This window comes from Actinomadura litoris (genome assembly GCF_009733595.1).
Classification (GTDB): domain Bacteria; phylum Actinomycetota; class Actinomycetes; order Streptosporangiales; family Streptosporangiaceae; genus Spirillospora; species Spirillospora litoris.
The window spans coordinates 121,766-147,874 of the sequence record NZ_WOFH01000015.1; the positions used below are offsets into that span (position 1 = coordinate 121,766).

Sequence of the window (26,109 nt, forward strand, 5' to 3'; positions counted from 1 at the left end):
GCGAGAGCGCCGGGCGGCCACCACCGCGTGACCGGCGCGCACGAGCAGGTTCGGCGTCGACACGGAATCGTGCCGGCGCCGAACCGTCCCCCGAAACCACAGGAGAGAACCGTGTCACTTCAGGTGAGCACCATCATGCTCGGCGTCGACGACCTGGTCCGCGCCAAGAGGTTCTACGAGCGCCTGGGCTGCGAGATCGACAAGGACACCCGCCACTTCGTCTCGTTCGTCCTGGGCGAGGGTTCCTCGCGGCTGGCCCTTTACGAATGGGAGGCAGCGGCACAGGACGCCGGCGTCTCTCCGCGGGGATCCGGATTCCGTGGGGTCTCTTTGCACTTCAACCCCGATTCCAGGGAAGTTGTGGACGAGATGATGCACAACGCGGTGGCCGCCGGCGGCAGCGTGGTCAAGGAAGCGGCCGCCGCCCCGTGGGGCGGGTACTTCGGCTACTTCAGCGACCCGGACGGCTACCTGTGGAAGGTCACCACCTATGCGTCCTGAACAACACCGATCGGCAAGGAGCCCATTGTGAAGTTCCGCACCCTCGTCGAGCCGCCCGAGCCCATGCGAGGACTGGAAATCCCACCCGAGGTGGTGGACGCGCTCGGCGGGGGCGCGCGTCCGCCGGTGACGATCACCATCAACGGGCACTCCTGGAAGAGCCGCGTGGCGATCATGCGGGGGCGCCACCTGCTCGGCCTCAGCAACGCCAACCGAGCGGCGGCGGGGGTCGCGGTCGGTGACGAGGTCGAGGTCGACCTGGAGCTCGACACCGAACCGCGCGTCGTCGTCGAACCCGCGGACTTCGCCCGCGCCCTCGACGAGGACCCGTCCGCGCGCGCCGCCTACGACGCTCTCGCGCCGAGCCACAAGCGCAAGCACGTCCACGCCATCGAAAGCGCGAAGAAGCCCGAGACGCGTCAGCGGCGTATCGAGAAGGCCATCGCCGCCCTGCGAAGCTGAAACCCGAGGCGACGACTCCGTCACCATGAGATTCGCCGCGCGGGGGCCCTGCTCAAGCTCCAGAAAGGCGCCACGCATCCCCGCGCACGCAACCGGCGAGGGCGGTCCGCGAGGCACATCTGCGGGCCGCAGAGAACCGTGCGCAAGGAGCGACCGCAGGACGTGATCCAGTCCGCTGCGTCATGTCCCGGACGCTCCGACGAAGGTGTTCAGAAAGCAGCTGCGCTCGCCACGGTCCGGGAGAAGGGCGTGAGCGACACCGCCGCCCAGGCGTCCTGCCGGTCGCTGGGCCAGACGGCCCTTGCCACGGCGTTCCTCATGGCTCAACTCGACGTCCGGTTCGATGCGGACGCCCCCACGGCGACGGCCACCGCGCTGTTCCCGTCCCAGGAACCGCGGCGTGGATGGGTGGGCTCGGGCGGAGATGTTGGACGATCAAGCGGACCGGTCAGGTCGTCGAGCAGGGCCTGGGGTCCTCGATGACCGACCGGACCGAGCATCTCGTCCGCGCGCCCACGGTGCCGGCGCCGTCGACCCCACGCACCAGCTGTTCGGGAATGATCGCGTGTTCCAGCCTTCCGAGGGACGCGCCGTCGCCATCGCTGCCGGACGGCACGTCGCCCCGGGCTCGACGAGCAACCTCGTGCGGTAGTCCAAGCGAACCTCAAGGGCCTCAGCGGCGCGAAATCGGTCAAGACCGACGCTAGCCACCTGGAACAAGCACTCATCGGGCATGAGGGCGCTGACGCCGCATGGCGCAACTCCCGTGGGCTACTCGTCTTTAGCGATGAGCTGGTGAAACAGTAGGAGCCCTGCCGCTGCTGCGGCGCAGCCACTCAAAACGGACTCGGGAAGTCCGCGTCCAGCAGCGCCCGCAAGCAGGCCCGCGCCGACACCGACCAGCACACCGAGCGTGAGCACCAGCGCGGCCCGGACGGTCACCAGGGGCTTGTCAGATTCGGGTGTGGTCATGAACGGCTCCTTCAGGTCGAGGGTCGGTGCCTTCCTGTTGAACGCATAGGACCGTTCGACACCGTGAGCCCATGCGCTGGCCGTGTTGGGACGACTTTCCGCGATGGCGTGGGGTCGGTGCTCGCTGACGCCTATGACTGGAGGAGGCAGAGGGCTGGTGTAGCGGCTCGCGGAAGGCCCCGTGCAGCGGCTCGCGGGTTGCCCCGGGCCCCGGTCGGGTGGATGAGGTGTCGATGGGTGATGTCCCCGAGGACGACGACGGTGCGCGCCACAAAGCCGATCAAGAACTGGTGGAGTTCCTGGCCGCCCACGGTTTCGCGGGGCCGGTGTACACCCGATTCGCCGAGGAGATGGCGGCCTACGCGATCGCCGTCCTCACTGCCTGGCTGCACACGGGGATGATCTTTGTGCGATGCGCCGAGAAAGGGATCAAGTTACCGCGTCCCCCCATGAGCGCCTGGTCGAAGGACGACCAACTGGAGTTGGCCCTGGAGACCGTCGCGGTCGCGACCCGCTCGTTCCAGCAGCGCCTGCGAAGCGGCCATTGGGATCCGGGAAAGGGGGCGAGCCTGCGCACCTATTTCATCGGCCACTGCACTTATCAGTTCCCCGATACCTACAAGAAGTGGCTGCGAGCCTCCGAAGGGTTACGATCCTGCGCCGACGAACTCGACGAACGCTGGCCGGACACCCGCCCGGGGCCTGAGGACCTCATGGCCGACCGCGACCATGCCGACCGTGCGCTGGCGAGCCTGCCAGACCACAACCTGCGAGCCGCTCTCGTCCTGACCACCCTGGGCTACAACCACGCCGAGATCGCCGAGCTGATCGGAGAGGGCGCCACAGCCCGCTCCGTCGAGGGCGCGCTGTATCGCTTCCGTCGGAAGAGGGGAGAGCGATCATGAGCGATGGCCTGGACCTGGAACGGCTCAACGCCTTGCTGGAGGCAAGTTCCCTGGGCGATCCGGCAGCGGCCAAGCTGCGGAAACGCACCTCCGGTGACCTCGCCGAGGCAGCGGTCCAGCGCGCCGACCTCCGCACCGGCGCCGGCGGGCCGGCACCTGAGCAGAGGGGTGTCGAGCGCCCGCCCGACGGGCAAGGAGCCCACCGCTCGCCCGAGAAGCGAGCACGCACGCACCGGCAACAGGTGGATCTGCACGTACACGACCGCATCGCACTGGACGAGATCGAACTCTATGCCGCACTTCTCATCCGCGCGGCGGCGGCCGAGCGGCCGCTGACCCAGAGTGAGATCGACACCGTGCTCGGTGTGGGTTCCGGCGAAGTCGAGGATCCCTCAGGAGTCGGCAGCCCGGACTTTGGCCTCTCCGCGGCGGCCGCGGCGCCCCCCGCGGCGGCCGCGCGGGGCGGCTCCCGCTCATTGGTAGCGGTGGGCGACTCCACCGAAGCCACGCTGGTGCGCCCCTACGTGATCGCCGGCGGCCGGGTCAGGCCCCGCGTTGACCTGGCACTCGAAGCCCTGGTGACCGCAGTGCCCTCCAGTGAGGTCTCCCAGATGACGCCCGAGTACCGGGCGATCATGGATTTGTGCGGGTCGGCGCATTCGGTCGCGGAGGTGTCGGCCCTGCTCCGGCTCCCCCTCGGGGTCACCCGCGTCCTCGTCGCCGACATGATCTTTGAAGGGCTCCTGCGACTGCACCAGTCGGGAACCCCTGGTGTGCAGCCGGACTTCGGCCTGCTCGAAAGGGTGCTCGGTGGACTTCGCAAACTCTGAACGCCCACCGGCGCCAGGGCCAGGGCCGCAGGACCCGGACCTGGTCTCGGTGAAGATCGTCATCGGCGGCGGCCTCGGCGTCGGCAAGACGACCTTCGTCGGGTCGGTGTCGGAGATCATTCCGCTCACGACCGAGGCCGTCATGACCACCGCGAGCGCGGACATGGACGGGCTGCCGGCGGCGCCCGACAAGACCACGGTCACCGTCGACTTCGGCCGCGTGGCGTTGGGCCGTGAGCTGATTCTCTACCTGTTCGGCACGCCCGGCCGGCACCGGTTCTGGTTCATGTGGGACGACCTGGTCAGCGGCGCGATCGGCGCGGTCGTGCTGGTCGACACCCGCCGCCTGGCCGACAGCTTCGCCACGCTCGACTACATCGAACGCGCAGGACTCCCGTTCATCGTCGCCGTCAACGGGTTCCACGGCCAGTTCCAGCACCCGGAAGATGACATCCGTGACGCCCTGGCCCTCGGCCAGCACGTGCCGATCGTCGAGTGCGACGCGCGCAACCGCGAGTCGGCCAAGCAGGTCCTCATCGCCCTCGCCCAGCACGTCATGTCGCTGCATGCCTCGGTGTCACCTTAGAGATCGTTTCCTTTGGCGAACCGGCGGCGGGTGAGCCTTGCCGACCAAGGACAGGACGTGTTCGGCCTTGCGCTGGCAGAAGGCCGCGGTCGGCCAGGCACGCCGCGATCGCTCGACCGCCCAGCGGCGACGTCCCCACGGCCGGGGTGATGCGCTGCCGCGCGTGCGCGATCTGGCCACGTCGTGGCGCGTTGGTGCCGTTTCCCGTAGGCGGCGGACCAGGTCGCAGGAGCAGGTGAGGGCGGTCAGGGCACGGGAGGCGTCAAGGGCCTTGAGCTGAGTGAGTCACAAGGGCCGCCCTCGCAGGAGCGACTCGGGTAGACCTCGCCAGTTGTCGCGCTGATCATCCGGCGGCGATGCGGGCGGAGGTTGGTGTGCGCCGACGTGCTCGAACGGCGTGCCGCGGCCCTCGCCGTTTCATACCGAGGTCCGGTCGGCTCAGATCACGGTGAGGACCTGGTCGGGGTGGACGTAGTAGACGTTGGGGTTGTGATTGTGGGGCCCGTAGCCCGTGGTGCCGGCCAAGAGCAGGTAGGCCCCGACGGGGATGCCGGGCCAGTCGTGGAACCAGGCGTCCTGCGAGGTGCCGTTGGCGTCCCAGACGATGATCGCCTTGGCGCCGGTCCTGGCGCGTTGGTAGACCTGCTCGACGCAGGCGAGGTGGCCGTCTTGCCCGTCGAAACGGCGGAGTTCCGCCACGGCCTGTTGCCGGAGGGCCTCGCGGGCCGCATGCTGTGCCGCCCGCTCGCGGCGTATCCTTCTGACGCCCCAGACGAGGAATGCGATGATCCCGATCCAGGCCAGCGGGGCGATGAGCTCTTTCATGGCGCAGGCCTCCCGGGGCCGCGATCGACTGACTCCGAAATACAACCGCCGATGCGGTCTCATGCGCGGCCAAAGACCTAAACCGGCCGTCTAGATCCAGCGCAAGTCCGCAGCGGGGCCGCCCTGGTATAGAACATTGCTGTTGCTGAAGACGTATCGCAAGGTGAGAAGCCCGTTGTGCCGTACACGCAGCAAGCGCGTGGCAAGGTGAAGCGGTGGTACGAACCAGGAGCGATGGGGTCGACCGGCGTTCGACAGGTGAGCGCATCCATGGGCCAATATTGTTACCAAAACGGGGGGCATCGGCGTAGTCCAAACTCGCCCCGGTGCATTTGCCCGCCCTATCGGGCCGGGGCCCGCTAGGCTTCCTGGCCGGGCTTGGGGTAGTCAGCGCATTGTCCCAGTACTCGTCACCAAGGTGAAAACCGGGCTGGATACCGCCGTGGGTCGAAGGGTTCCCTCCGCGCCACAAGCACCGAGCGCCCGATCCACTGCGCATCCCCCCGAGGAATACCCCTACCTGCGTCGACAGATGCGCGAGGCGGAAGGAAATCTAGCCCAGGCGCCGCTGAAGCGTACCCTCCACCCCGGGCAGGTCGACGCCGTCTGCCATTGTTAAGTGACGCGCTATATCCATACGCTGCCGGGCGAGGACCATTGGCCAGTTCTCCTACTACCCGCTGATAGAAATCCGCAAGGATGCGCGGCGAGCCCTGCGAGAGGAATTGAAAAGCTGGAGACGTTACCCGCAGGTGGATGGCCGGGGGCTGGACCACCCGCCGGGCGGATCGGTGACTGGTGGCGTCGAACTACTGCGGGATGGCAGGACGCCTGTTGTTGCGTCGGCGAAGGCGTCCGGCCGTTTGCCAGATCGTGCACCGGTGCAGGATTTGCGCTGCTCAGGGTCCTGCTGTGCTGTGAGGAATCGGTGGAGGCGAGCCATGTACTCGTCGCGTTCACGTAGGGCATCGACACCGACGAGTAGATGGCGGAGGTGGGCGAGGGGGGATGATTCGGCGAACGAACGCTGGCTCCGGATACGGGTGTGAGTTGACCCCACTTAGCGAGGTTGTACGTGAACTGGCCCTGCCGTAGAGATCGACTCGATCTCGCGTGTTGACCGGCGGGTCGGTTGGCTCGGTGTTTCAGCTCGCATAGTGGGGCGTCTTCAGGATTGAAGGATGGTGTGTTCGCCTTCGTCGCGAGGTTCTTCGAAGCTCATGAGGTAGCGGTCGAGGAGCTCGGGGGAAACGGTGACGCTGCTCGGGCCGTCTTGGGCGTTGCGAATGGCCAGGCGCCGTCGGAGTGTGTCGGGGTCGGCCTTGAGATAGACCAGGATCCAGGTGCTGCCGTGTCCTTCGATCAAGGCCTTGTAGCGGTCGCGGGTGGCTCGGTTCCAAAAGCTCTTGTCCAGGACGACGGGTTGTCTGGCCGCCATGAGCCGGATGAGTTCTTCCTGGAGCTCTTGGTCGGCGGTGGCCTGGTGCTGTTCGTGCTCGGTGGGGTCGAGTAGCGCGGCGTCGTGGCCGATGCGCCGCCAGATGATCTCATCGACCGACAAACGTATGTAGCCGCGGGCTTCCAGGCGACGCGCGTAGGTGGTCTTCCCGGATCCGGCCAGACCGCACATCATGACGACGACGCCGGGTTTGGGTGCCGGGAGCGACCCGATGGGATCGTCTGAGTTCTCGGGCACGGCCATGTAAAGGAGGCTATCTGTCTGGGTGTTGGTCTGGTCGAGCTGTCAACGGTCAGCCGCTGTCCGGCCGGGTACGTGCGCCCATGCCGGTCGGCTCCAGGCGTCGATGGAGGTGGTCGTGGCGGTGCGGCGTCGGCTCGGTGAGCGCCGTCCTTGCCCGGTCGGCAATAGAACGCTTCCAGGCCCTGACAGCAGAACTCGAACCAAATCGACCTCGGCCTCAACAGCGGGCCGGTGGACCTGATTGATCAGCACCTCGGGCGGCGGCCCTCGGCCCGCCTCCGCCATGATCTGCGACGGCGCCAGGCGACTTAGTTGCAGACGGTGGGGTGGGAGGCACTCTCCATCACCTGCTCGGCGACCAGCCGGTTGAAGATCTACCGGACCGTATGCCGCTGCTTGCGCGGGGCATCCGGATCCGCCCGCAGAATCTGGTCGATCACCGGCTTGAACGGATCCAACCGCGACGACCGCAGAGGCGGCTTCTTATGCGGCCCCGACCACGCCGACGCCTCACGCACCGTCCGGCGATACACCCCGTACTTGCGGTCCAGCGCCTGCACCGACAGGCCCCGGCTACACAGCGGGGCCACCACTAACTCGCTCCTCAGCGCCTTTTCCAGAACACGCCCCCTGCCGGCGAGGGCCTACTCGGACTCGGCCTTGACGAGATGCTCCACGACCGTGTCGCTCAGCGCGGCGAGGGCTTGGACCTGCGCGGGCGTCAGCAGGTCGATGAAGTGGCGGCGGACGGACTCGACGTGCCGCGGCGCGGCGGCCTCGATCGTCCGCCGTCCTTCGTCGCTGAGGACGATGACCGACCCGCGGCCGTCGTCCGGGCTGGTTTCACGGGTGACCAGGCCGCGTTGCCGCATCCGTGCCACTTGGTGCGACAGGCGGCTCGGCGACCAGCGCATGTGCGCGGCCAGGTCGGTCAGCCTGATCCGCCCGCCCGGCGTCTCGCCGAGGTTGGACAGGACGTCGTAGTCGGCCTCCGAGAGCTGGGAGTCGGCGGCCAGGTCCCGGGCGAGTTGCCGACCGAGCAGCAGCGACAGGCGCCGGTAGCCGCGCCAGGCGCGGTCCTCGTCGGAATTGAGCCAGCGTGTTTCGTCCATGCCGGACACTCTAGTTGACATGTCACATACTTGGCTCGTAACTTTCTTGACATGTCAAATAGATGGCGGAGGTTGAGCCACCTGTACGGCGGGCTCGCCCTCTTCGGCGTCAGCATCGGGCTGATGGTGCGCGCCGACCTCGGGCTCGCCCCGTGGGACGTCCTGCACCAGGGCCTCGCCGCACGGACGGGGCTCCCGCTCGGCTGGATCGTCAACCTCACCGCCGCCGCCGTCCTGCTGCTCTGGGTCCCGCTGCGCCAGCGGCCCGGCCTCGGCACGGTCAGCAACGTCCTCGTCGTCGGCCTCGCCGCCGACGCGGCGCTGGCGGTCGTCGCCGAGCCGTCCGGGCTCGGCTGGCAGATCTCGCTGCTGGCCGTCGCGATCATCGGCAACGGCGCGGCGACCGGCCTCTACATCGGCGCCGGGTTCGGTCCCGGACCGCGCGACGGCCTCATGACCGGCCTCGCCGCGCGCGGCCACTCCATCCGGGCCGTGCGCACCGCGATCGAGGCGGCCGCGCTCCTGCTCGGCTGGCTCCTCGGCGGGACGGTCGGGATCGGGACCGTCCTGTACGCGGTCGGCATCGGCCCGATCGCGCAGTTCTTCGTTTCCAAGCTGGAGGTACGACCATGCGTTGCGGCCTGAACGTCTCCACGTCGGCGGCGCCCGGCGCCGACCCCGTCGCCCGCGCACGCGAGGCCGAACGGCTCGGCTTCGACTTCGTGTCCGCCTCCGATCATCCGTGCACCGCGCACCCGACCATGGAGACCTGGACGATGCTGTCCTGGATCGCCGCCACGACCAGCACGATCACGATCGCGACCCGCGTCCTCGGCGTCCCGTACCGCAACCCGGCCATGGTCGCGAAGATGGCCGAGACGTTCGACCGGCTCTCAGGCGGGCGTCTGATCCTCGGGCTCGGCGGCGGCTACTCCGACGAGGAGTTCCGCTCCTTCGGCATTCCCGTCCCGACGCCGCGGGAGAAGGTCGACGGCCTGGAGGACGCGATCCGCATCGCCCGCGGCCTGTGGAGCGAGCCGGTCTTCACCCACGCCGGCCGCGTCCACCACGTCGACGCCGCCGACCTCGAACCCAAGCCCGAGCGCGACATCCCGATCTGGCTCGGCACGTTCGGCCCGCGCGCGCTCGACCTCACCGGACGGCTCGCCGACGGCTGGATCCCATCGCTGGGCTTCGCTCCGCCCGAGAGGGCACGGGTCATGTTGGAGCGCATCGCGGCCGCCGCCGAGGACGCCGGACGCGACCCGGCCGACATCACCCGCGCCTACAACGTCGGCGTCCGGATCAGCGAGCGGGTCGAGGACGATCCGGGCCTGGTGAGCGGGCCACCGGACGCCGTCATCGAGCGGCTCCTCGGCTTCGTGGGGATCGGCTTCAACGCCTTCAACTTCATGCCCGCCGGTCCCGGCATGGCCGAACAGGTCGAGCGGCTCGCGCACGAGGTCCTGCCCCCGCTGCGCCAGGAGACCGCCGCGTCCGCGTGGCCCTTCGCCTAACCGTCCATGCGACGGGCCGCACTCCTTGTCAACTACCGGAATTGTAGCCCGGTATGTCATGGGGCTCGATCTCTTTCCAAGGCTTCTTGTAGACGTCGAGGGCGTCAATGATGGCGGCGTAATTGATCGAATCGAGATCGGAGCCGATGGCGTTGAGGACGACGTGCGTGTCGGTGGCCGTCTGCAAGGCGTGAGACGTCGGCGAGAACTCTTCGAGCCTGCACAGTACCTCTGGCCAGCGATCATGTGCGGCGATCCCGATCTCGAACCGGGCCCGTCCGGCTGCGGTCCGCAGTGTTTCCGAGGTCACTTCCCCAAAGCAACCCAGCATGGCTCCGGCGGCCTGGCTCCCGCCGCCACTCCGGTCGGCCGGTCCGACGACCGCGACGGAGCCGATCTCGCGTTCGGCGAGTTCCGCGGCGAGAAACATCCCCAGGGTTCCATTGCCGATGATTAACACATCGACTTGCTTTGTCCCTGAGCTCTGTCGGTCTCATGCTGGCCATCGAGGACGGCTTCGCCATCGAGTTCCCCGAAAGCCACCTCAACGAGGCCACCTTCCGCAGTGTCGAGACCATCGCCGCAGCCGTCGAGCACGCCCTCGCCGAGACCAGCTCACCGGCCTGACGCCCGATGCCCCAACACGAACGCCCGGCGAACCCCCATCCGATCGTTCACTCCCCCAGGCCCCCCGAGTTCCCTCTGTCGGCGGGGCAGGAGCGCCTGTGGTGGCATGACCGGTTCGATGCCACCGGTAAGCGCCAGGATCACGTGACCGAAGGTTGGCGGGTTCCCGGGCCCGTGGACCACCAGGTGCTTTCCACGGCGCTCGCCGGTCTGGTCCAGCGGCACGAGATCCTGCGGACGAGATTCGTCCGGCGGCCCGACGGCACCCCCGCGCAGCGGGTCGACAAGGACGCGACCGTTCCCGTCATCCGGGCGGGCGCACACCCGGAGGACGCCGTTCGGCAGGCCACGGCCGAGCCGTTCGACCTGTCGGCTCCGCCGCTTCTGCGGGTGGTCATCGCCGAGTTGGACGATCACGACACCGGTGTCCTGCTGGTGTTGCACCACATCATCACCGACCGCTGGTCGATGGACGTGATCGCCCGTGACCTCTTCGAGCTCTACGCCGCCGCGCGCGCCGAGCGGACTCCGCGACTGCCCGCCCTCGCGGTCCAGTACGGGGACTACGCGCTGTGGCAGCGGCGGCTCCTGGAAAGCGATCTCGTGCGACCGCGATCGCTCTACTGGAAGCGGGCGCTGGCGGGGTACCGGCGCCCCGGCCCGCCCGCCGATCGGTCGCACCCGGCGGCGAACGAAACGCTGGGCCGGGAAACGACGGTGGAACTGTCGGCCGAGTCCAATGCGGCGTTGACGAGGATGGCCTGGCGAGCCCGTGCGAGTCCGGCCATCGTCGTCACCGCGGCCCTGTGCGCGGCACTGGGCGCCATGACGGACCGAACGGACGTCGTCATCGGCGCGATCGTCTCCGACCGTCCACGACCAGACCTGCAAGAAGTGGTCGGTTGCTTCCTCAACACCGTCGCCCTGAGGGTGGACCTTTCACCGAACACCCTCAGTTTTTGTGAACTCGTCCAGCGCACCCGCGACGTCTGGGGGAGCGCGCACGCCAACCAGGACGTCCCCTTCGAACACCTGGCGGCCGCACTCGAAGTCGGCCCGAACGCTGAGCACGATCCGATCTTCGAGATGCTGGTGAATCACGGAGGCGGCCGGCCCGGCGCCGATCGTCAACCCAATGTGCCGCCGCCGTGGGACCCCGTCGTCCAGGACACAGCGACCTTCGAGTTGTCGCTCTGCACACTGATGGTCAATACCCTGGTCACCGAGAACGGCGGCCTGCGGGTGGCCTTCGTCCACCGGCCGTCATCGTTCGACGACTCCACGACCACCTCCGTCGCCGCGTATTACGTCGACCTGCTCGAACGCGGCGTGACCGCCCCCGACTCGCCCTTTCCGCGCCGTCTTTGACCGCCCTCATGCGTCCGATCCACCGGTCACTGAGACCCGCTCGCCCGCGGTCGCGGTGGTCCCGCCGTCGGGATGAGCTGCCGATCATGGGGTAGGCAGCTCAGATGGCTGTTCTCGCTGTCAACCTACCGGTGCGACGGGTCCTCGCCGTGGCGGTGATTGCGGTGATGGTCTGCGGGGCCTGCGATCGTACCGGTGACAACCGCGATCTACGCCAGGCCGTGCAGACCTTCGTCAGCGCGGTTCAGCGACACGATGGACCTGGCGTGTGCGGGGCCTTGGCACCCGACGCCGCCGAGAGCCTGGAATCGGGCGGAAAGCAGTGTGCCGCACAGGTCACGGGCCTGGATCTGGGATCAGGGGCGATCACGGGTGTTCAGGTATGGGGCGAACGGGCGCAGGCACATCTGAGCGACGACACCGTTTTCCTGGCGCGTTTTCCTGGCGGCTGGAAGGTGACCGCGGCCGGGTGCGAGCCGCAGCCGAAGGGCCCCTACGACTGCGAGGTGGAAGCCTGATGCGCGCCGTCTTCGCTCTCACCATGCTCATCATCGTCAGCGGGCTGGCGTACGTGATGGCCATCGGGCTGATGGGGCGGTGACGACGATGCGCCGGTTCGTTCGCGACAACTCGCTCACCCTGTTCTTCCTGGGCATCCTGCTGCTCGCGCTCGTCGGGCAGGCGCTGTCAGGATGGCACGAGTACAACAACCAGGCGCTCGTCCAGTCCGGGGCCGAGATCTCGCTGCTGCGCTACCTCTCGTCGTCCCAGTTCGGAGTCGACGTCGCTGAGAACTGGCAATCGGAGTACCTGCAGTTCTTCCTCTACATCTTCATGACCGTCTGGCTGCTCCAACGCGGCTCACCCGAGTCCAAGTCACCCGGCAGGGCAGGCGAGGAGTCCGACCAGGACCAGCACGTCGGCCGTCACGCCACCGGCGGCTCGCCCCGCTGGGCGGCCATCGGTGGACTGCGTGGCGCGGTCTTCGCCCGTTCCCTCGGCCTGGCGATGGGGCTGATCTTCCTGGCGTCGTGGCTGGCCCAATCGATCGCCGGTCGCGTCGCCTACAACGCCGAACAGCTCGCCGACTACCAAGACCCGGTCTCCTGGACGGGCTACGTGACCTCTGCCGACTTCTGGAACCGGACCTTGCAGAACTGGCAGTCGGAGTTCCTGGCCGTCGCCTCCATGGCCGCCTTCAGCATCTACCTGCGCCAACGCGGCTCACCCGAGTCCAAGCCCGTCGGAACCTCCCACGAGGCCACCGGTATCGAAGGCTGACCCCGGCAGGTGGCCGCGAAGCATCGGCCACCAGGCGGCCACTTCGACGTGCGCGGACTCCTCCCCCACGGCCGCCTGAAGATCGGACACGCCCGCCTGGACGGCACCCGCACCCTCACCGTCTTCACCGAGGCGCTGACCAGCCACGAAGTCGACTACCTCCACACCGACCGCATGGAACCCGGGGTCATCCGCTCAGCGTCGAAGAGCACAAGGGCCGGCACCCGGGTGCTCCGCAAGGGGATCCCCCACTTCGTCTCGCGGGCCGCTCGGCAGGCCCGACTGGTACCGCCTCCAAGTCCACACCGTCGGCGCGCGAGCTGCTGCGGGCCCATATCCCTTCCCCCGCCTCAGTGATCTTCGACACCTCGGTGCGGTTCCTGTTGAGGATCTGGCTGGTCTGACAGCTGGGTCGGGTGGCGAGGAATCCGCGCCGACCAGCCGTTTGTGGACCTTCCTGTGGGCGGTCACCGACCACGTCAACCAAGCCAAGAAGGACAAGGCCCGGCCCAGTAGAAGCGATCGCTGGTCTCCTTCCACTGCGTCTACGCGCGCTCCTGGGGCGATGTGAAGCACCGCCGGCTGCACCTCGACCAGGCCGAGGAGAGCGCCCTGCAGGACATGCTCCGCTCGTGCTGACCAGAGGGCCCGGCGATAGCCGTCGTTTATTGCCGTGACCTGCGGTGGTGCCTCAGGAAAGGTGCGACAACGGCGTGACTGGTGTCAGTGGGTGCTTGATCACTCGACGTGACCCGAACCGCTCGCTGCTCGGGCCGAACGCCTCCCAACAGCGAGTGCCGGGGAGCCTACGTCTACGGCGCCTGGACGGTGCTGGTGGTTGCGGTATCGCGTGCTCGGCGGCCAGCGCTCAGTACAGAGTCGAGCAGGCCGGGGAACAGTGCGTCGAGGTCCTCTCGGCGCAGCCGTACCAGCCGAGATCGACCCTGCACCTTCGTCCACGTCACGCCGGCCTCGCGCAGCACCCGGTAGTGGTGCGACAGCGTCGTCTGATGCACGTCGATTTCGGCGCCGATCGCGTTGCAGAAGTCCTCGCCCATCCGGTCGAGCCGCAGGACGAGGTCCAGCCGCACCGGATCGGCCAGAGCACGCAGCACCTCCACCAGCCGGATGGCCTCGGTCGCCGGCTGTGACACCTCACGCATCGCCGCCTCCTGGGTTCCGCACACCCGCACGCTACCAACTAATGGATATATGGACAAGTATCCATGTATCGCCTAGGGTTCCGCTCGGTACTTCTGAGGTTCCTCTGGAAAGGCGGCACCGCCCGGTGTTGAAACGACTACTTCCGCTGGCCCTGGCGACATTCGCCGTCGGCACCGACAGCTACGTCATCGCCGGTTTGCTCCCGGCCATCGCCACCGACCTGCAGGTCTCCACTCCCGCCGCCGGGCAACTGGTCACGGTGTTCGCCTTGGTGATGGCCCTGTCGGCGCCCGTCATGGGCGCGCTCACCAGTGGACTGGACAGGCGGTCCGCGCTGCTGGTCGCGTTGAGCATCTTCGTGGTCGGCAACGCTGCCACCGCCCTGGGGACCAGCTACGAGGTAGTGATGATCGCTCGCGTCGTGACCGCGGTCGGGGCCGGGATGATCAACTCCGCCGCCTCCAGCACTGCGGGGGCCATCGCGCCCCCTGAACGCCGCGGCAGGGCCCTGGCCTTCGTGTTGGGCGGCCTCACGCTGGCGACGGCGTTGGGCCTCCCCCTCGGCATGCTGATCGGCCGTACCGACTGGCACATCACCCTGTGGGCCGTCGCCGGGATCGGCCTCGCCGCGCTCCTCGGAATCGCCATAGGACTGCCCAAGGTGACGCTCCCCGCCGCCACACTGGGCGACCGGCTGCGCCCGCTCAAGCAGGGCCGGGTCCTCGCGCTGCTGGCCGTCACCTCACTGGTCTTCCTCGGCGCCTACACCCTCTACACCTACATCGGCCCGGCCCTGGAGGATGCGACCGACGGCTCCGAATCGCTGCTCACCGTCATCCTGCTGACCTGGGGAATCGGCATCCTGGTCGGAAACATCATCGCCGGACGACTGGTCGACCGGTACGACCCCGCACAGGTGTTGACCGGGCCCCTCATCGTCGCCGCCATCGCCCTTGGCCTCACTTCGGTGGCGACCGCCACGCTCGTGTCCACCCTGGTATGGGCCGCGATCTGGGGCGCGGCCCTGGGCGTCGTCGTCGTTCCCCAACAGCACCGACTCATCGCCCTCAGCCCGGCCGCGGCACCGGTTCTCCTCGGCCTCAACTCCTCGGCCATCTACCTCGGGATCGCCCTTGGCGGTGGCTTGGGCGGACTGGCCCAGGAGTGGTTTGCCATGGTGCCCGCCGCGCTGGGTCTGCCCGCCGCCGGCGTCACGATCCTGGCGCTGCTCTACCATCTGACAACCACACGCCACCGTGCCCCCGCAGCACCCCAGCCGACCCCCTCCACCCCGGAGAAGGCCCAGGCGTAACGCCCGACCCCGACCCGGTGGTGCTGGTCGCAGAGTGAGGTCGAGCTGGCACATCGCCGCAGGTAGCGGCCTTATCCGACCGAGATTTCGTCAGTACCACCGGGATCCCGACAAAGGGCGCCCTGATACCACCACGCCATCAACCATTGAAGGTCACAGCTTCCGCCCCGCGCGCGGCCGGATCCGCGGTCCACGCCAGATGCGAGGTCGCCGCGTACAAGGTCAAGGAGTGGTAGGTCAGCAGGCGGTCCAGGGCCCCGTCGCGGTGGTCGGTACCGGCGTGCTACTCGCCCATGATGGTGGCGTACTGGCGGACCAGATCGTGCATGCGCCGCCAGCCGTAGGGGTCACCGGGTTCGATCAGGTGCGCCTCGGCGAGCCGTTCCAGCAGGCGGTGGCCCTCGGGCTCTAGCAGTCACGCGGTCGTGGTGGCCGCAGCGGTGGAGACCTGGGGACCGGGGTTGCAAGTGAGCAGCCGGAACATGCGCTGCTGGTCGACGGAAAGCGCCTGGTAGGACAGGGTGAAGGCGGTGCGCAGGCCCGGCCGATCGTTGTCGATGCGCTCCAAACGGGTGGCCTCGTCGCGCAGCCGCTCGGCCATCACCGCCAGCGGCATGCCCGGATGGGTGGCCAGCAGCGCGGCGACCAGGTGGATCGCCAGGGGCAGACCTGCGCAGGCAGCGGCGGCGTGGTCGGGGTGCTCGGCGGCGCGGGTGTCGCGGGGGCGTTTGGCCGCCAGCAACCGAGCCAGCAGCTCGGCGGTATCGGCGTCGGACAGGACCTCCAAGTCCAGGAGCAGGGCGGGCAGGTCACCGAGGGTGTGGCGGGAGGTCAAGATCGCATGCCCCGCTCCGGGCAGCAGCGCTTGGACGTCGGTCTGGGGCGAGGCGTTGTCCAGCACCAGCAGGACCGGAGCGCCCGCGGCGGTGTAGGCGGTCAGGACCGCTCGGTACATCCGCACCCGCTCATCGAAGGCGGCCGGAACCACCTCATCGGGGACGCCCGGCCCGCGCAGCAGGTTCGCGATCGCCTGCTGGGCGGTGAGCCGGTGGGTGGTGTCGGGTGCGTAGCCGTGCAGGTCGATCGGCAGCACCCACCGGCGAACCAGCCCCTGCCCACCGCGATGTGGTCCGCCTGCACAGCCAGCTCGGTCTTGCCGATCCCGCCCAAGCCCGCCACCGCCGCGGCCACCAGCGTCACCCGCGCCTCGGCACCTGCGCCAGCCACCGACACTCCGCCTGACCCGCCGCCGGTAGGGATGGGCGCGAGGACCTCCAGCAGATCGGCCAAGGCGTCGGCGCGGCCGACGAACTCCGGCGCAGAAGCACGCCAGCCGTTCAGCCCGGAAGGCACCTGAGGCGGGAGTTGCACGATGATATCGCGGCCCTGCACCACCATCCCCGATACCGAACTCACCACCCAACCCGGCCCACCCCGGTGCCCGCCCCGCCGTTCACCCGCCATGACGCGACAGTACGGACACCACCACCCCGCCCGCGCGCCGCCAGCGCGGATCAGCGAGACGGTGACCGGCCCCGGCCACACCGCCCCTGAGCAGGCTCGGGGAGCGGCCGCGTGTGGACGCAGAGGCCCAAGGAGTGCCTTCCGGGCGGACCGGCCCGAACCGATCGCATTCCCCCACCACGCCCGCTCTCTGCTGACCGCGCCTGGCCCACCGCCTGCGGTGAGGCCGCAGCGATCGCGGCGATCATCGCGCGACCGCACGGCGCACACGGTGGTCAAGTCGTTGCGGACCAGGTCGACGATCATGAGGTTCTCGGTGCGGTCCTTCTCGCTCACCGCCAGCTCGCGGCGGAGCGCCGCGTCCCGCCTGGGGCGTCGCACTGCGCGGGCCGCCACCACGCGATCATCATAGTGGCCAGCATGACCGTCCTACCGACCACGGGACGGCGGATGGAACGACTCACCGGGAGCCTGTCATGACCACAGCACTGATCATCGGAGACGTCCAGCGGGGCATCACGAACGGCTACCCGTTCGCCCGGCAGGTCGTACCGCCGCTCACGGAGCTGCTCCCGCGCGCTCGCGCGGCCGGTGCGCTCGTCGCCTTCGTGCACTTCGCCTTCCGCCCCAACGGGGCCGACCTCCCGCCGGGCAATGCCATGTTCAGGTCGTTCTACGAGGCCGGGGACGCCTTCCTGGAGGGATCGGCCGGAGCGGAGATCGATCTGCCGGTCACCGAGGAAGACGTCGTCGTGCTCAAGCGCCGCGCCAGCGCGTTCGCCGGCACGGACCTCGACCTCGTGCTCCGCGCCGGCGGCGTCGACACGATCCTGGTCGCCGGGGTCGCGACCAGCGCGATGGTGGCCGCGACGTGCTACGACGCGGCGGACCGCGGCTACCGGGTGACCGTCCTGCGCGACGGCTGCGCCGATGGCGACGCGGTGATGCACGACTTCTTCATGGACGCCGTGTTCCCCAGTCGCGGGTTCGAGGTCATCACCTGCGCCGACTGGCAAGAGGTACGGGAAGAGTGAACGGCACGGTTCGTGGACCGGGCGGTCCGAGTATTGGCGGCGGTCAGGCTTGCGGGATGGCGGTCAGCCTCCTCCGGCGGTGGCGGTCAGGAACTCGACATGGTCATTGCCGGTCAGGGGTGTACTGCCGTCGCCCTGCGTGAGCCAGCCGCCGATGAAGATCGCATCCCACAGGTCCTCGATCGCGATCATCACCATGGCCTCCTGGTAGTCGACTTGGCGGCCCTCTTCCGAAGCGCCAGCACCTGGTCCCAACACCCCTCGCCAGGACGCACCCTGACCTCGCGCCCGGGAGCTCGCCGCCACGTCGTCATCCACGCGATGCTCGCGGCGGGACGGCCTCACATCCACATGCGGCGGAGCGCCTCCATCCGACTCTCCGCGGCCAACGGTGCCACCACGATCCGACACTCAGCCCTGATGTGGCTCAAAAGCCGAGCGGGGATGGTCCTCGCCGCCGCCGCGGGCAGGCTGAGGCTGATCATCGCGCTCTGAATCAGTGCCGTCACAGGCCCTCCATTCTATTCGCCTCCCCTCCCTACTGATGGACGGACCCGCAACGCATGATCGTCCGGCGGCTCCAGGTCGCGCGCCGAGCTGCGAGCGTCTCCTGATGGCCCACGCGCGTGAGCACGGGCACGGTGGCGGCCGGGCCGGTTCGAGCCGCGCCAGGACCGCTGCCGAGTTAGGCGGGGGACGGATAGGTGGCGGCGAGGTGGTCGTGGAGTTCGGCGTGGCGGAACTGGTAGATCGGGCCGACCGCGCGCAGCAGGCCGAGGCGGCGGCAGTCGTCCAGGAAGGGCATCAGTCGGCGTGGCAGGCGGCGGGTCCGTGCGAGCTGGTAGGTGGCGACCAGGTATGCCAGCCACGCCCGGTGCTCACCATCGGTGATCCCGACCGCGAGGCCGGCTAGGAGCCCGAGCGTAGACCCGAACCCGAGTCCGGCCGCGGGCTCGTACAGGAGCCCGACTGTGAGCCCGACCCCGAGTCCGGTCATGAGCCCGCTGTTGGCGGCGCGGAACAGGTTCAGGGTCCGGTCGGCGTGCCAGTTGCCCATGGGGTCTGGGCGTGACGTGTGTGCGCAGGTGTCTGTGCCCACTGAGTGAGCCCGTCAGCGAGCACGGTCGCGAGCGCGCCGGCGAGCCCGTCTTTGACCGGGGTCGCGAGCCCGCCGGCGAGGTCAGTCCCGAGCATGGCCGCAAGCCCGACTGCGAGCCCTAGCACGAGCCCGAGCAGGAGCCCGCCTACGAGCCTGGCTGCGAGTTCGCGTAGGAGTTCGGTGGTGCGTTGCCGGACGCGCAGGTTGGCATAGCCCGGTCGATCGTGTGCCCAGGTCCGGGCGGTGGCAAAGATGAACAGCCCGCCCATGAGCCCTAGCACGAGCCCGAACGGGAGCCCGAATGCGAGCCCGAGCGGGGACCCGAGCGCGAGCTCGACCGTGAGTTCGCCCGCGGTGGGCAGGAGGGCGAGGGTGATTCGGGTGGTGGGGGTGGTGGCGGCCAGGCGCCACCAGGCCAGGTCGCGGGTTCCGGTGCCGGTTCCCGCGGGGCCGGGTTGGTGGGTGAGGTGGTGGGCCAGGTAGCCCAGCCAGCGGCGGGCCTTTGCGGGGTCGTGTCGGCGGCGGGGGCGGAAGGGGTCGGCGGGGTTGCCTGAGGGTGGGCGGGTGGTGATGAGGGCGGGGACGAGCTGGTCGAGCAGGTGGGCCTTCAGGGCGTCGGCGGTGGGGAAGCGGGCCGGGTCGGTGAGCGGGCTGGGGTCGGTGCGGGGGGTGAGGTAGACGGCGCGCAGCAGCCACAGTCCCAGCGGGGTCTGGGTGACCTCGGCCAGCGCCGCTGCCGGATGGCCGGGGGGACGCTGGCCGGGCGGCGGCGCGTGGCGCAGCGCGGTCAGGGTGTGCTGCCAGGTCGGGCCGGGTGCGGGGGGCAGGCAGGTTTCCAGGTGCTCGGCGGCGGCCGCGGGGTCGAGTGGGCGGGGCTCCAGCACGGCCGCAGAGGTGATCACGTCTCCGGCCTGGGTGACCGCCTGGGTGAACTCGGCGGTGCGGCTGGTGAGGATGAGCTGGTCCTCGCCGCCCAGCGACCGGTTCAGCGCGCCGATGACGGCGGCCTGGGCGGGTAAAGGGAGTTCGTCCATGCCGTCCAGGACGGGCAGCAGATGGCCGCGGGCGGCCAGTGCCCGCACCACCTCCTCGCCGAGTCCGGGTGCGCGCAGCGCGGGATAGTCGGCCAGGAGCCGTTCGGTGAGCCAGTCGTGCAGGCGGGGGTGCCGTTCGGTGTCCCAGCCGGCGATCGGGAGTAGGACGGGAACCGGTTCGCCGGGGTGCTGCGGGCGGGTGGCCAGCAGGTGCAGCAGCAACTGCACCGCCAGGGTGGTCTTGCCCGCCCCCGGGCCGCCCAGGATGACCAGGCGCCGCCGCCGGGTTCGCCGGAACCGGGTGGTGAGCGCGGCGATGTCGGCGCTGGAGGCCGTCCACCACAACCCGCCCCCGGGCGTACTCGCGGCGGTGGGGTCGATGAGGGCGGGATGGTCCATGATCGCCGGGGTGTGCTCGCTGGACGCGGGCGCGCGCCAGCGCACCGGGATCGGATCAGGATCGTCCAACGATCGCAGCCGCGCCTCGTCCTTCCATTGCTCGGCCACCAGCTCGGCCAGCAGCTCCTTGGCGCTCATCAGCGCGTCGGGGGCGGGGACGGCCCGCGCGGCCAGCTCGCGGGTACGCCGCCGGGCCCACCACCATACCGAGATCAGCGGCACCGCGGCGGCCAGCACGAACCCTCCGGTGAGCTGCGCGCGGTTCGCCGAGACCTGCAACCCGTCCCTGCCGGTCAACGGAGCGAACGTCACCGCTGCCAGAACCAGCACCCCCGCCACCGCCGCCAGGAGAACCAGCCACGGCCACCAGGCCCTGCCATTGCGCATGCCCGCCATCCTGGGCTCCTCGCCCGCGACCACGGGCACCACGTCCACAAACGGCCTCAGCCGACCGGGCCGCAGCCCGATCATCAATCATCATTTCCGTGGCCGCCGGTCACCCGATCTTGGCCGCCCGCCGCCGAAGTTCATTTGACCGTCAGCAACGCGAACCAACGTTCCGGCTTCTCACGGTCACAATAACGACTTGATGTCGTGGCCGAGGGCGAGAAAGCGGCGCGGTCCGCGACATCGGGCCGCCCATCTCAGGGCCAAGTCGCCGACCACCAGCACGGCGGAGGGACCGGTGTCTCGTGCCGATCTCCAGCACCAGGGCGCCTCCGCAGGCTCCGACGACCTCCACTTGAACGGCCGGTCTGCGGCCGGGCCGGGCGGCGCCCCGCGGGCCGGTGATAGCCACCCGAGCGTGAACGCAACCCCGGTAGGTCCGGGTGGGCAATGGTCTGGCGCCCGTGGTCGATGCGCATACGGAAGGTCTCGGGGCCCGGCCCGCCCGCGCCGGCGAACGTGCCGCGCCGCTCGTCGCGCGGCGAGGCTCAGCAGTGCTTGGCGGGGCGGCCCCGGGTGGCCCTGATGTAGTAGGCCGACACCCACCCGGATGGTTTGGCGATGCGGTACCACCGCCGGTTTCCGTGGACCCGCCCGCCCTCATCCCAGCACCTGATGCTGATGATCTGGCCCGACTTCAGCCACCCGGCGATCCCGGACTTGGTCGTGGGGCGTTTGTAGACCGCCAGCCGCCCCCGCGAGATCACCTTCTCCATCGCGTGGGCGGCCTGGATGCCCGCGGCGTGCTGCGCGGCCGCCGGCCGCTCCGTGGCCGACGCGGCGGGCACGCTGATCGCTCCGACGCCGACGATCCCGGACGCGATCACCGCCGCGACTATGTGGTGCTGTTTCATGGATTCTCCTCCTGGCGAATGGTGGTGTCCCTTCTAAGGTGAGTCGCGGCGAGAGGGCAAAGCGTTCGCCAAGGCTTTCCCTCTTTCGTGGCGATTGCGCCGGGCGGAATCGGCGACAGTCAAGGCGACGGCAAGGAGCCCCGGGCGATCAAAGGCGCATAACGCCCAAAGGGGGTGGCGGCCTTGGTTCGTGCGGCGCCTCGGGGGGACATTCGTCGTGAATGCGAATGCCAGGGGCGTCAAATCGCCATCAATGCCACAGATCCCAGCGACGCCGGGATGATGGCCGCAGCACGGCGACCAAGCCGCCCGCGGAGCCGTCCGTTCCATCGTCGAGGTGTTCCACCGGGCCCCGGTCGGCGGCGACTTCTGGAGCTCTGCCCGACCGCCGCCCCGCCGGGGCGGCAGGCGACCACCAGGTCGACCCTGCGGCCCGAGCGGGTGCCGGCGTCGAATCGCCGCATGAACTGCTCAACGGAGTCGACCTCATCCCCCGAGGCGGTCTCCGCGGCGTAGGCGTCGAAGTAGAGACTCGACCAGGCCATCGATGGCGCGTGTCCGCGCTGGTTCCAGGCGTCGGAAGGTCAGCTCAGGCCAAGGTGTCATGGCGGGCACCGTATTCGCGGCTCATCGCGGCTGCCACGTCGACGAGTCGACCGGCGAATTCCTCATCACCGGTCTCGCCGAGCGGCCCAGGAGGTTGAGGACCCGGAGGGAAGACACGAGGCCCTCCCACAACCGCAGCGGTCCGGCTTGGCGGACGCGCCAGCCCCGCCCTTCCGACGGCCCGCCCGAAGTGCCGCCAGGAGCGCTGTCGGGGGTGAGGGTGACGGACGACCCGGTGGTGACGTCAACCAAATGCACGGTGTTGCCGTCGGGGTCGGTGAGCTGCTGGGTGTTCGGGGCGGCGAGTTGGGCCAGGAAGCGTGCGAAGAAGCCCTCGTCGGTCGCCTCGTCCATGCGGCCGGGGCTGTGGCGGGCGGGGCGATCTGGGGCGTCGGCGGTGAGGGCGTTCCAGTCGGCGGGGTTGCCGGGTGCGGGTCGTTCCTACAGCGCGGGCCCTTCGGCGGTGCCGGTGGTGGTGAGCAGGACGCGGGCGTAGCCGTACAGCCACCCCGCCAAGGGGGTGAGGATCTTCCCGCCCGGCCCGGTCTGCGCAAGCCACGCCTCCGGAACGGTCCGGACCGAGCAGGCGGCGACGATGCGGTCGTAGGGGGCGTGCGGCCAATACCCGTACAGCCCGTTAGCGACCGCCAGCCCCACCCGTGCCCTCACCACTGCCATGGACGCCCCCGTCACGCTCCTCACCCACCGCCGCACCCCCGAGCGTGCTGGTCGGGCTACGTTGCCTTCCGGTGGCGGTGATCGTCCCACCGTCCGGTGAGATCGGCGTGAGGTGCACCCAGGAGTCCTCCTGCGTCCGGCTCGCAGTTCGCCGCTTGACGGCGAACCCCGCCGCAAGCAGTCAATGGCGGCCGCCCTGCTCTGCTCCCAGGACGGGCAACGGGCCGCCCTTCGCCACCGACCCGCACGAACACCAGGCTCAGGCGAGGTACCGGCGGCGAGACTGGAGCTCGACTGCGGCTTGCCGGCAACTACACAAGGGCACCGGAGATCTCGGAAACGAGGCGGGCACGTGCCCAACTTCCAGTGATTGCATCTTGCCCCTGAGATGATCTCTACGCTACGGCGCCTCGCCACAGGAGCATGACCTTGGCTTCTGCGGCCCGACACGGGCCGCGGAAGCCGAGCCTTGACCAAGGACTTCGAAATGCTGGAAGCGATTACGCTTGAAGTGGGAGTCAACTACCACGCGTTCTTCCTGATCGAAGAGGGATGCAACCCCATCCTGGCAGGCAAGGAAGGGACCGTCAGAATCGGAATCGCCGAGTCCGCCGCACAACGCGCAAACTTTGTCACCGGGAGGAATGACGGCACCGTCCGTCTCGCCGTGGAGATGTCCTCCTCCGACCCGGGCGCACGACTGCACGAATACGAAGATGTTGTCGAACTTCCCTTCGAATCACGTGACGGAGTCATCGCTCTGCACAGCCATTGGGGACTCGGATACCTCAAGATCCTCCCTCCCCTCCCCGACGGCCCCGGCCATTACCGCATCCGCTACCATGCCAAGAACATGGACGAAGCCGAAGCGGACGGCTTTGGGGGTGACGTCATCGACAGCTACTTGATTCAAATATGGCCGAAGCGAACACGCCATGCGAAAATCCTACAAGTGCGCAGCCGCTATGCGCGTACCTGCATTGAGGCCGACTTTCGCCGGTCCTGACAAGCAGGACGCGAAAAGGACGGATGCGCCATGCGACCGTCGCGACCGAGAAACAGGGAAGACCCGGAGCAACCGTGACCCGGCTGGCGAGAGCGGCCGCTGCGGACCAGGCCTGTGCGGTTAGGAGCAGGCGTTGGACCTGGCTCGACAATCGGCGGCCCCCCTGAATGAGCGCACAGGCGGGAGAGAATCACCCGCGCCCCGCCCGCGCTTCTCTGCCGACGCCCAGGACCGCTGGTATCTGCCCAGGGAGATCGACCGCTACAACACCGACATCACCCACATGCAGCAGGCCTTGGCTCTGCAGCACGGCAGAGCCTTGGCCATCAGCACCCCGGGCACCGCCGCGCACATCAGCACGGCAACCCAGTTCCGTGCCGCACGCGCCGGGGTGGACCAACGCTCCCGACAAAGGCGAACCGGTTCTGTGCGTGCGCACTGGAAGCCAGCACCCGACTGCAGGCCGACGACGAGCTGACCCGGCTGCACCACCGGATAGGCCAGGCGGTCCGCCGCCACGAGTTGTTCCCTGGCTGGTCACCTCCGCCTTCGGCTCCGACTTCGGTAAGCCGGACGGCGAGGGCCCCCTGCCCGCTCCACGTGCCGGTACGAGGAGAACCCTCGGCCCGAAGCCGCCTCAGTAGTTCCTCGTTCGGATTCGCCGGAATCTCTGTGCCCCGGTGGCGGGTTTCCCTTGTGGAGCACCGACCATTTTTGGTCGTATTGCTCCTATGAGTGATTTCGCCATGCCGCTCCTCGGCTTGTCGATGTTGGACGGCTCCGCCCTCGTTCTGGTCCTCTCCACCTGATCCGGAACTCCGATGGGCGAGTACGCCGAGGTCCCAGCCGACCCGCCCGCCCTCCGGGCGGCGCTCGGCGCGGCCGACCACGCCGAGGCGCGGACGCCACCTCCTTTAGATAAACGCACGAGGAGACAGCGATGAATCCCTTTCAGAATGACTCGATCTCCGGCACCCCGAACGCCGCACCGCCCGACCACGCACCCCCGCCCGAGCCCCCGGACGGGAGGTTCATTCCTTGCAAGGCCTTGCTGGCTGGTAGCTGCACCAGCGGCGGGCTGGGCGTGATGGTGCTGGTCCTGCAAATTCCGCAGATCGGGATAGCAGTTGGCTCCGGTCTCGCCGCCGCCGGACTGATCTTCACGATCATCACCGGAGGAAAGGATCTCCACTGATCCGAGCGGTCGGAGCGAAAGCCCCCACCTCTGCGCTGCGAGGCCGCGCGATCATGCGGCTGCTCATCGAGACCCTCGACGACGGGCCCGGCGCCGACGCCCGCGCGCAGGTCTGCGGCTGGGCCGAGAGGTACGCCGCGGCTCATGCCGGCGATGTCGACCCGGCCGCAGCCGAGTGGGTCGAGGCGCTGAAGTGGTTCGCCAAGCGGACCAAGGGCGGCAGTCTCAGCATGCTGGTCCACCACACCTTCGTCCGCCGGTCCGGCGTCGCCCCCTACGCCGCGGACGCCTCCGCCAGTTCCAGCATCCTTCACTGACCTGTGACCGCGCAGATCGTCCCGATCCGGGCGGTCACGCTCGGGCGGGCCGCCCGGGAGTTCCCGGCCCGCCGCGACCTCGACGGCGACATCGTGCGCTCCTGCGGTCAGACCATGCGTCGGTAGCCATCGGGGCACCTCCCGACGCTGCTGTCTTCAGCCATGGCCGGACGTGGCCACAGAACTATGCCCGCCACCTTTACCGAAGATCAACTTCACTTTGACCTCGGTAAGTATTCACTTACTGCGCAGGCCGGGACACCCAGTCCTGCGGCGCGCTCCGCATATTGCCCCGGCTGCAGGCTCCGGTCTGTGTCGTAGGGCACAAAGCGCCGAAGTTTCGCACTTGGATCGGGCTTGCCAAAATCCAAAGGTCGACGCGGAAGACGACGCACGTCCTCTATTCCAGGAAACTGAGTCCGGAAATGGAGGCGACTCCCGGCGCCGGCAGGGAGCCACCTCAAGCCGAACCGAGTCCCTTCCACAGAAGTCGGGTTCTCCCATGAGCGCACGTCCGGTCGTGGGCGGTGCACAGCCGCCCGAACAGCTGCCGATCAACAACTCAACCTTGTTGATCATGTTCATCTTGATCGTGGTCGCATTCGCGGCCTATCGGGACCCCAAGCTCGCGACGGCGATCGGCGCGGCGTGTGCTGTCGGCGCGCTGCTGGTCGTCGTCCTGATCGTGTAGGCCTGGATGCAGGGGTTCGGCTCGGGCCGGGCCCCGGGTGTCGCCTGGACATGGCGAGGGCCCGCCGCGCAAGGGGTAGCGGCGGGCCCGTACGCTGCCCTGCTTCAGGACATACCGAACA

The 26,109-nt window shown here is 68.9% G+C and carries 33 protein-coding genes and 1 pseudogene; 18 read left to right on the forward strand and 16 right to left on the reverse strand.

Annotated elements, in window-relative coordinates:
• Nucleotides 1-123 precede the first annotated feature (123 nt).
• Together GNZ18_RS34215 and GNZ18_RS34220 are read left to right on the forward strand one after the other, a co-directional pair.
• Complete coding sequence (locus tag GNZ18_RS34215) at nt 124-501, forward strand: VOC family protein (RefSeq protein WP_216651533.1); 378 nt, start codon at nt 124-126, stop codon at nt 499-501.
• 27 nt (nt 502-528) lie between these two features.
• Complete coding sequence (locus tag GNZ18_RS34220; RefSeq protein ID WP_214620363.1) at nt 529-963, forward strand: YdeI/OmpD-associated family protein; 435 nt, start codon at nt 529-531, stop codon at nt 961-963.
• Nucleotides 964-1,734: 771 nt separating this feature from the next.
• Here the strand turns inward: GNZ18_RS34220 and GNZ18_RS34225 are convergent.
• Nucleotides 1,735-1,935 carry a hypothetical protein gene (locus GNZ18_RS34225; protein ID WP_156220787.1) on the reverse strand — a complete coding sequence of 67 codons (201 nt, stop codon included), beginning with the start codon at nt 1,933-1,935 and terminating at the stop codon, nt 1,735-1,737.
• A gap of 233 nt (nt 1,936-2,168) precedes the next feature.
• Here GNZ18_RS34225 and GNZ18_RS34230 point away from each other — a divergent pair, with 233 nt between their 5' ends.
• The 3 genes from GNZ18_RS34230 to GNZ18_RS34240 are packed head-to-tail and all read left to right on the forward strand — an operon-like array spanning nt 2,169 to nt 4,256.
• A complete protein-coding gene (locus GNZ18_RS34230) occupies nt 2,169-2,840 on the forward strand; it encodes an RNA polymerase sigma factor (RefSeq protein WP_156220788.1) in 672 nt (223 codons plus the stop codon).
• Nucleotides 2,837-3,670 carry a DUF742 domain-containing protein gene (locus tag GNZ18_RS42740; RefSeq protein ID WP_156220789.1) on the forward strand — a complete coding sequence of 278 codons (834 nt, stop codon included), beginning with the start codon at nt 2,837-2,839 and terminating at the stop codon, nt 3,668-3,670. The genes GNZ18_RS34230 and GNZ18_RS42740 overlap by 4 nt, the downstream gene beginning before the upstream one ends.
• 40 nt (nt 3,671-3,710) lie before the next feature.
• Nucleotides 3,711-4,256 carry a GTP-binding protein gene (locus GNZ18_RS34240; protein ID WP_156220918.1) on the forward strand — a complete coding sequence of 182 codons (546 nt, stop codon included), beginning with the start codon at nt 3,711-3,713 and terminating at the stop codon, nt 4,254-4,256.
• A gap of 438 nt (nt 4,257-4,694) precedes the next feature.
• Here the strand turns inward: GNZ18_RS34240 and GNZ18_RS34245 are convergent, their stop codons facing one another.
• From GNZ18_RS34245 to GNZ18_RS34260, 4 genes are all read right to left on the reverse strand, one after another.
• Entirely contained in the window at nt 4,695-5,081 is a 387-nt protein-coding gene (locus GNZ18_RS34245; RefSeq protein WP_156220790.1) for a hypothetical protein, read from the reverse strand.
• Nucleotides 5,082-6,249: 1,168 nt separating this feature from the next.
• Nucleotides 6,250-6,783, reverse strand: coding sequence for a P-loop nucleotide/nucleoside kinase family protein (locus tag GNZ18_RS34250; protein ID WP_156220791.1), 534 nt, complete (start codon nt 6,781-6,783; stop codon nt 6,250-6,252).
• Between the two features lie 374 nt (nt 6,784-7,157).
• Nucleotides 7,158-7,376: a hypothetical protein gene (locus GNZ18_RS34255; RefSeq protein ID WP_156220792.1), complete on the reverse strand. Its 219-nt coding sequence runs from the start codon at nt 7,374-7,376 to the stop codon at nt 7,158-7,160.
• A 51-nt stretch (nt 7,377-7,427) separates the two neighbouring features.
• The gene (locus tag GNZ18_RS34260) at nt 7,428-7,895 is read right to left on the reverse strand and encodes a MarR family winged helix-turn-helix transcriptional regulator (RefSeq protein ID WP_156220793.1); all 468 of its coding nucleotides are present in this window, start codon (nt 7,893-7,895) and stop codon (nt 7,428-7,430) included.
• Between the two features lie 51 nt (nt 7,896-7,946).
• On the opposite strand from GNZ18_RS34260, the gene yczE reads away from it, so the two are divergent.
• Both yczE and GNZ18_RS41010 read left to right on the forward strand, forming a co-directional pair.
• Nucleotides 7,947-8,540, forward strand: a complete 594-nt coding sequence (yczE, locus tag GNZ18_RS41005) for a membrane protein YczE (RefSeq protein WP_173390973.1) — start codon at nt 7,947-7,949, stop codon at nt 8,538-8,540.
• On the forward strand, nt 8,525-9,412 hold the full coding sequence (locus tag GNZ18_RS41010; RefSeq protein ID WP_173390974.1) for an LLM class flavin-dependent oxidoreductase: 888 nt from the start codon (nt 8,525-8,527) through the stop codon (nt 9,410-9,412). The genes yczE and GNZ18_RS41010 overlap by 16 nt, the downstream gene beginning before the upstream one ends.
• Nucleotides 9,413-9,440: 28 nt before the next feature.
• Here the strand turns inward: GNZ18_RS41010 and GNZ18_RS34270 are convergent, their stop codons facing one another.
• Complete coding sequence (locus tag GNZ18_RS34270) at nt 9,441-9,872, reverse strand: FAD-dependent oxidoreductase (protein ID WP_156220794.1); 432 nt, start codon at nt 9,870-9,872, stop codon at nt 9,441-9,443.
• A gap of 35 nt (nt 9,873-9,907) precedes the next feature.
• Between GNZ18_RS34270 and GNZ18_RS43410 the strand changes: the two genes are divergently transcribed.
• From GNZ18_RS43410 to GNZ18_RS34285, 4 genes are all read left to right on the forward strand, one after another.
• Nucleotides 9,908-10,039: an acyl carrier protein gene (locus GNZ18_RS43410; protein WP_281378212.1), complete on the forward strand. Its 132-nt coding sequence runs from the start codon at nt 9,908-9,910 to the stop codon at nt 10,037-10,039.
• Between the two features lie 6 nt (nt 10,040-10,045).
• Nucleotides 10,046-11,407, forward strand: coding sequence for a condensation domain-containing protein (locus GNZ18_RS34275; RefSeq protein WP_156220795.1), 1,362 nt, complete (start codon nt 10,046-10,048; stop codon nt 11,405-11,407).
• Nucleotides 11,408-11,511: 104 nt separating this feature from the next.
• Nucleotides 11,512-11,925 (forward strand): hypothetical protein, encoded by a 414-nt coding sequence (locus GNZ18_RS34280; RefSeq protein ID WP_156220796.1) that lies wholly within the window; start codon nt 11,512-11,514, stop codon nt 11,923-11,925.
• An 88-nt stretch (nt 11,926-12,013) separates the two neighbouring features.
• On the forward strand, nt 12,014-12,688 hold the full coding sequence (locus GNZ18_RS34285; RefSeq protein ID WP_156220797.1) for a DUF6766 family protein: 675 nt from the start codon (nt 12,014-12,016) through the stop codon (nt 12,686-12,688).
• Between the two features lie 812 nt (nt 12,689-13,500).
• On the opposite strand, the gene GNZ18_RS34290 is transcribed toward GNZ18_RS34285, so the two are convergent.
• On the reverse strand, nt 13,501-13,851 hold the full coding sequence (locus GNZ18_RS34290) for an ArsR/SmtB family transcription factor (protein ID WP_156220798.1): 351 nt from the start codon (nt 13,849-13,851) through the stop codon (nt 13,501-13,503).
• A 125-nt stretch (nt 13,852-13,976) separates the two neighbouring features.
• Here GNZ18_RS34290 and GNZ18_RS34295 point away from each other — a divergent pair, with 125 nt between their 5' ends.
• Entirely contained in the window at nt 13,977-15,164 is a 1,188-nt protein-coding gene (locus tag GNZ18_RS34295; protein WP_216651534.1) for an MFS transporter, read from the forward strand.
• Nucleotides 15,165-15,579: 415 nt separating this feature from the next.
• On the opposite strand, the gene GNZ18_RS41015 is transcribed toward GNZ18_RS34295, so the two are convergent.
• Both GNZ18_RS41015 and GNZ18_RS44220 read right to left on the reverse strand, forming a co-directional pair.
• Entirely contained in the window at nt 15,580-16,257 is a 678-nt protein-coding gene (locus GNZ18_RS41015; protein ID WP_246251043.1) for a tetratricopeptide repeat-containing protein, read from the reverse strand.
• A gap of 683 nt (nt 16,258-16,940) precedes the next feature.
• Nucleotides 16,941-17,027: pseudogene (locus GNZ18_RS44220) on the reverse strand (hypothetical protein); the annotation flags it as partial.
• A gap of 77 nt (nt 17,028-17,104) precedes the next feature.
• Between GNZ18_RS44220 and GNZ18_RS34305 the strand changes: the two are divergent.
• Nucleotides 17,105-17,662: a cysteine hydrolase family protein gene (locus GNZ18_RS34305; RefSeq protein WP_156220800.1), complete on the forward strand. Its 558-nt coding sequence runs from the start codon at nt 17,105-17,107 to the stop codon at nt 17,660-17,662.
• Nucleotides 17,663-17,725: 63 nt separating this feature from the next.
• Here GNZ18_RS34305 and GNZ18_RS43420 read toward each other — a convergent pair whose 3' ends face one another.
• The 6 genes from GNZ18_RS43420 to GNZ18_RS41555 form a co-directional block, all read right to left on the reverse strand.
• Complete coding sequence (locus GNZ18_RS43420) at nt 17,726-17,854, reverse strand: hypothetical protein (RefSeq protein WP_281378213.1); 129 nt, start codon at nt 17,852-17,854, stop codon at nt 17,726-17,728.
• A gap of 493 nt (nt 17,855-18,347) precedes the next feature.
• Entirely contained in the window at nt 18,348-18,719 is a 372-nt protein-coding gene (locus tag GNZ18_RS34310; protein ID WP_156220801.1) for a hypothetical protein, read from the reverse strand.
• Nucleotides 18,689-20,665: an NACHT domain-containing protein gene (locus GNZ18_RS34315; RefSeq protein WP_156220802.1), complete on the reverse strand. Its 1,977-nt coding sequence runs from the start codon at nt 20,663-20,665 to the stop codon at nt 18,689-18,691. The genes GNZ18_RS34310 and GNZ18_RS34315 overlap by 31 nt, the downstream gene beginning before the upstream one ends.
• A 464-nt stretch (nt 20,666-21,129) precedes the next feature.
• Nucleotides 21,130-21,495 (reverse strand): SH3 domain-containing protein, encoded by a 366-nt coding sequence (locus tag GNZ18_RS34320; protein ID WP_156220803.1) that lies wholly within the window; start codon nt 21,493-21,495, stop codon nt 21,130-21,132.
• A gap of 627 nt (nt 21,496-22,122) precedes the next feature.
• Nucleotides 22,123-22,455, reverse strand: coding sequence for a hypothetical protein (locus GNZ18_RS41550; RefSeq protein ID WP_216651535.1), 333 nt, complete (start codon nt 22,453-22,455; stop codon nt 22,123-22,125).
• A gap of 87 nt (nt 22,456-22,542) precedes the next feature.
• On the reverse strand, nt 22,543-22,779 hold the full coding sequence (locus tag GNZ18_RS41555) for a hypothetical protein (protein WP_216651536.1): 237 nt from the start codon (nt 22,777-22,779) through the stop codon (nt 22,543-22,545).
• Between the two features lie 469 nt (nt 22,780-23,248).
• Here GNZ18_RS41555 and GNZ18_RS34330 point away from each other — a divergent pair, with 469 nt between their 5' ends.
• Nucleotides 23,249-23,785: a hypothetical protein gene (locus GNZ18_RS34330; RefSeq protein ID WP_156220804.1), complete on the forward strand. Its 537-nt coding sequence runs from the start codon at nt 23,249-23,251 to the stop codon at nt 23,783-23,785.
• Between the two features lie 261 nt (nt 23,786-24,046).
• Here GNZ18_RS34330 and GNZ18_RS34335 read toward each other — a convergent pair whose 3' ends face one another.
• The gene (locus GNZ18_RS34335; RefSeq protein WP_156220805.1) at nt 24,047-24,304 is read right to left on the reverse strand and encodes a hypothetical protein; all 258 of its coding nucleotides are present in this window, start codon (nt 24,302-24,304) and stop codon (nt 24,047-24,049) included.
• A 421-nt stretch (nt 24,305-24,725) separates the two neighbouring features.
• On the opposite strand from GNZ18_RS34335, the gene GNZ18_RS34340 reads away from it, so the two are divergent.
• The 4 genes from GNZ18_RS34340 (at nt 24,726) to GNZ18_RS34350 (ending at nt 25,988) form a co-directional block, all read left to right on the forward strand.
• Nucleotides 24,726-24,980, forward strand: coding sequence for a hypothetical protein (locus tag GNZ18_RS34340; protein WP_156220806.1), 255 nt, complete (start codon nt 24,726-24,728; stop codon nt 24,978-24,980).
• Nucleotides 24,981-25,033: 53 nt separating this feature from the next.
• Entirely contained in the window at nt 25,034-25,297 is a 264-nt protein-coding gene (locus tag GNZ18_RS34345) for a hypothetical protein (RefSeq protein WP_156220807.1), read from the forward strand.
• 3 nt (nt 25,298-25,300) lie between these two features.
• Nucleotides 25,301-25,423 (forward strand): hypothetical protein, encoded by a 123-nt coding sequence (locus GNZ18_RS43425; protein WP_281378214.1) that lies wholly within the window; start codon nt 25,301-25,303, stop codon nt 25,421-25,423.
• 376 nt (nt 25,424-25,799) lie between these two features.
• Nucleotides 25,800-25,988: a hypothetical protein gene (locus tag GNZ18_RS34350; RefSeq protein ID WP_156220808.1), complete on the forward strand. Its 189-nt coding sequence runs from the start codon at nt 25,800-25,802 to the stop codon at nt 25,986-25,988.
• Nucleotides 25,989-26,109: the final 121 nt, after the last annotated feature.

Bases quoted from the DNA above. Each gene is read 5' to 3' on its own strand.
- GNZ18_RS34225 (WP_156220787.1), bottom strand. From the start codon at position 1,935: ATGACCACACCCGAATCTGACAAGCCCCTGGTGACCGTCCGGGCCGCG.
- GNZ18_RS34230 (WP_156220788.1), top strand. From the start codon at position 2,169: ATGGGTGATGTCCCCGAGGACGACGACGGTGCGCGCCACAAAGCCGAT.
- GNZ18_RS42740 (WP_156220789.1), top strand. From the start codon at position 2,837: ATGAGCGATGGCCTGGACCTGGAACGGCTCAACGCCTTGCTGGAGGCA.
- GNZ18_RS34245 (WP_156220790.1), bottom strand. From the start codon at position 5,081: ATGAAAGAGCTCATCGCCCCGCTGGCCTGGATCGGGATCATCGCATTC.
- GNZ18_RS34250 (WP_156220791.1), bottom strand. From the start codon at position 6,783: ATGGCCGTGCCCGAGAACTCAGACGATCCCATCGGGTCGCTCCCGGCA.
- GNZ18_RS34260 (WP_156220793.1), bottom strand. From the start codon at position 7,895: ATGGACGAAACACGCTGGCTCAATTCCGACGAGGACCGCGCCTGGCGC.
- yczE (WP_173390973.1), top strand. From the start codon at position 7,947: ATGTCAAATAGATGGCGGAGGTTGAGCCACCTGTACGGCGGGCTCGCC.
- GNZ18_RS41010 (WP_173390974.1), top strand. From the start codon at position 8,525: ATGCGTTGCGGCCTGAACGTCTCCACGTCGGCGGCGCCCGGCGCCGAC.
- GNZ18_RS43410 (WP_281378212.1), top strand. From the start codon at position 9,908: ATGCTGGCCATCGAGGACGGCTTCGCCATCGAGTTCCCCGAAAGCCAC.
- GNZ18_RS34275 (WP_156220795.1), top strand. From the start codon at position 10,046: ATGCCCCAACACGAACGCCCGGCGAACCCCCATCCGATCGTTCACTCC.
- GNZ18_RS34280 (WP_156220796.1), top strand. From the start codon at position 11,512: ATGGCTGTTCTCGCTGTCAACCTACCGGTGCGACGGGTCCTCGCCGTG.
- GNZ18_RS34285 (WP_156220797.1), top strand. From the start codon at position 12,014: ATGCGCCGGTTCGTTCGCGACAACTCGCTCACCCTGTTCTTCCTGGGC.
- GNZ18_RS34290 (WP_156220798.1), bottom strand. From the start codon at position 13,851: ATGCGTGAGGTGTCACAGCCGGCGACCGAGGCCATCCGGCTGGTGGAG.
- GNZ18_RS34305 (WP_156220800.1), top strand. From the start codon at position 17,105: ATGACCACAGCACTGATCATCGGAGACGTCCAGCGGGGCATCACGAAC.
- GNZ18_RS43420 (WP_281378213.1), bottom strand. From the start codon at position 17,854: ATGATCGCGATCGAGGACCTGTGGGATGCGATCTTCATCGGCGGCTGG.
- GNZ18_RS34310 (WP_156220801.1), bottom strand. From the start codon at position 18,719: ATGGGCAACTGGCACGCCGACCGGACCCTGAACCTGTTCCGCGCCGCC.
- GNZ18_RS34315 (WP_156220802.1), bottom strand. From the start codon at position 20,665: ATGATCGGGCTGCGGCCCGGTCGGCTGAGGCCGTTTGTGGACGTGGTG.
- GNZ18_RS34320 (WP_156220803.1), bottom strand. From the start codon at position 21,495: ATGAAACAGCACCACATAGTCGCGGCGGTGATCGCGTCCGGGATCGTC.
- GNZ18_RS41550 (WP_216651535.1), bottom strand. From the start codon at position 22,455: ATGGACGAGGCGACCGACGAGGGCTTCTTCGCACGCTTCCTGGCCCAA.
- GNZ18_RS41555 (WP_216651536.1), bottom strand. From the start codon at position 22,779: ATGGCAGTGGTGAGGGCACGGGTGGGGCTGGCGGTCGCTAACGGGCTG.
- GNZ18_RS34340 (WP_156220806.1), top strand. From the start codon at position 24,726: ATGAATCCCTTTCAGAATGACTCGATCTCCGGCACCCCGAACGCCGCA.
- GNZ18_RS34345 (WP_156220807.1), top strand. From the start codon at position 25,034: ATGCGGCTGCTCATCGAGACCCTCGACGACGGGCCCGGCGCCGACGCC.
- GNZ18_RS34350 (WP_156220808.1), top strand. From the start codon at position 25,800: ATGAGCGCACGTCCGGTCGTGGGCGGTGCACAGCCGCCCGAACAGCTG.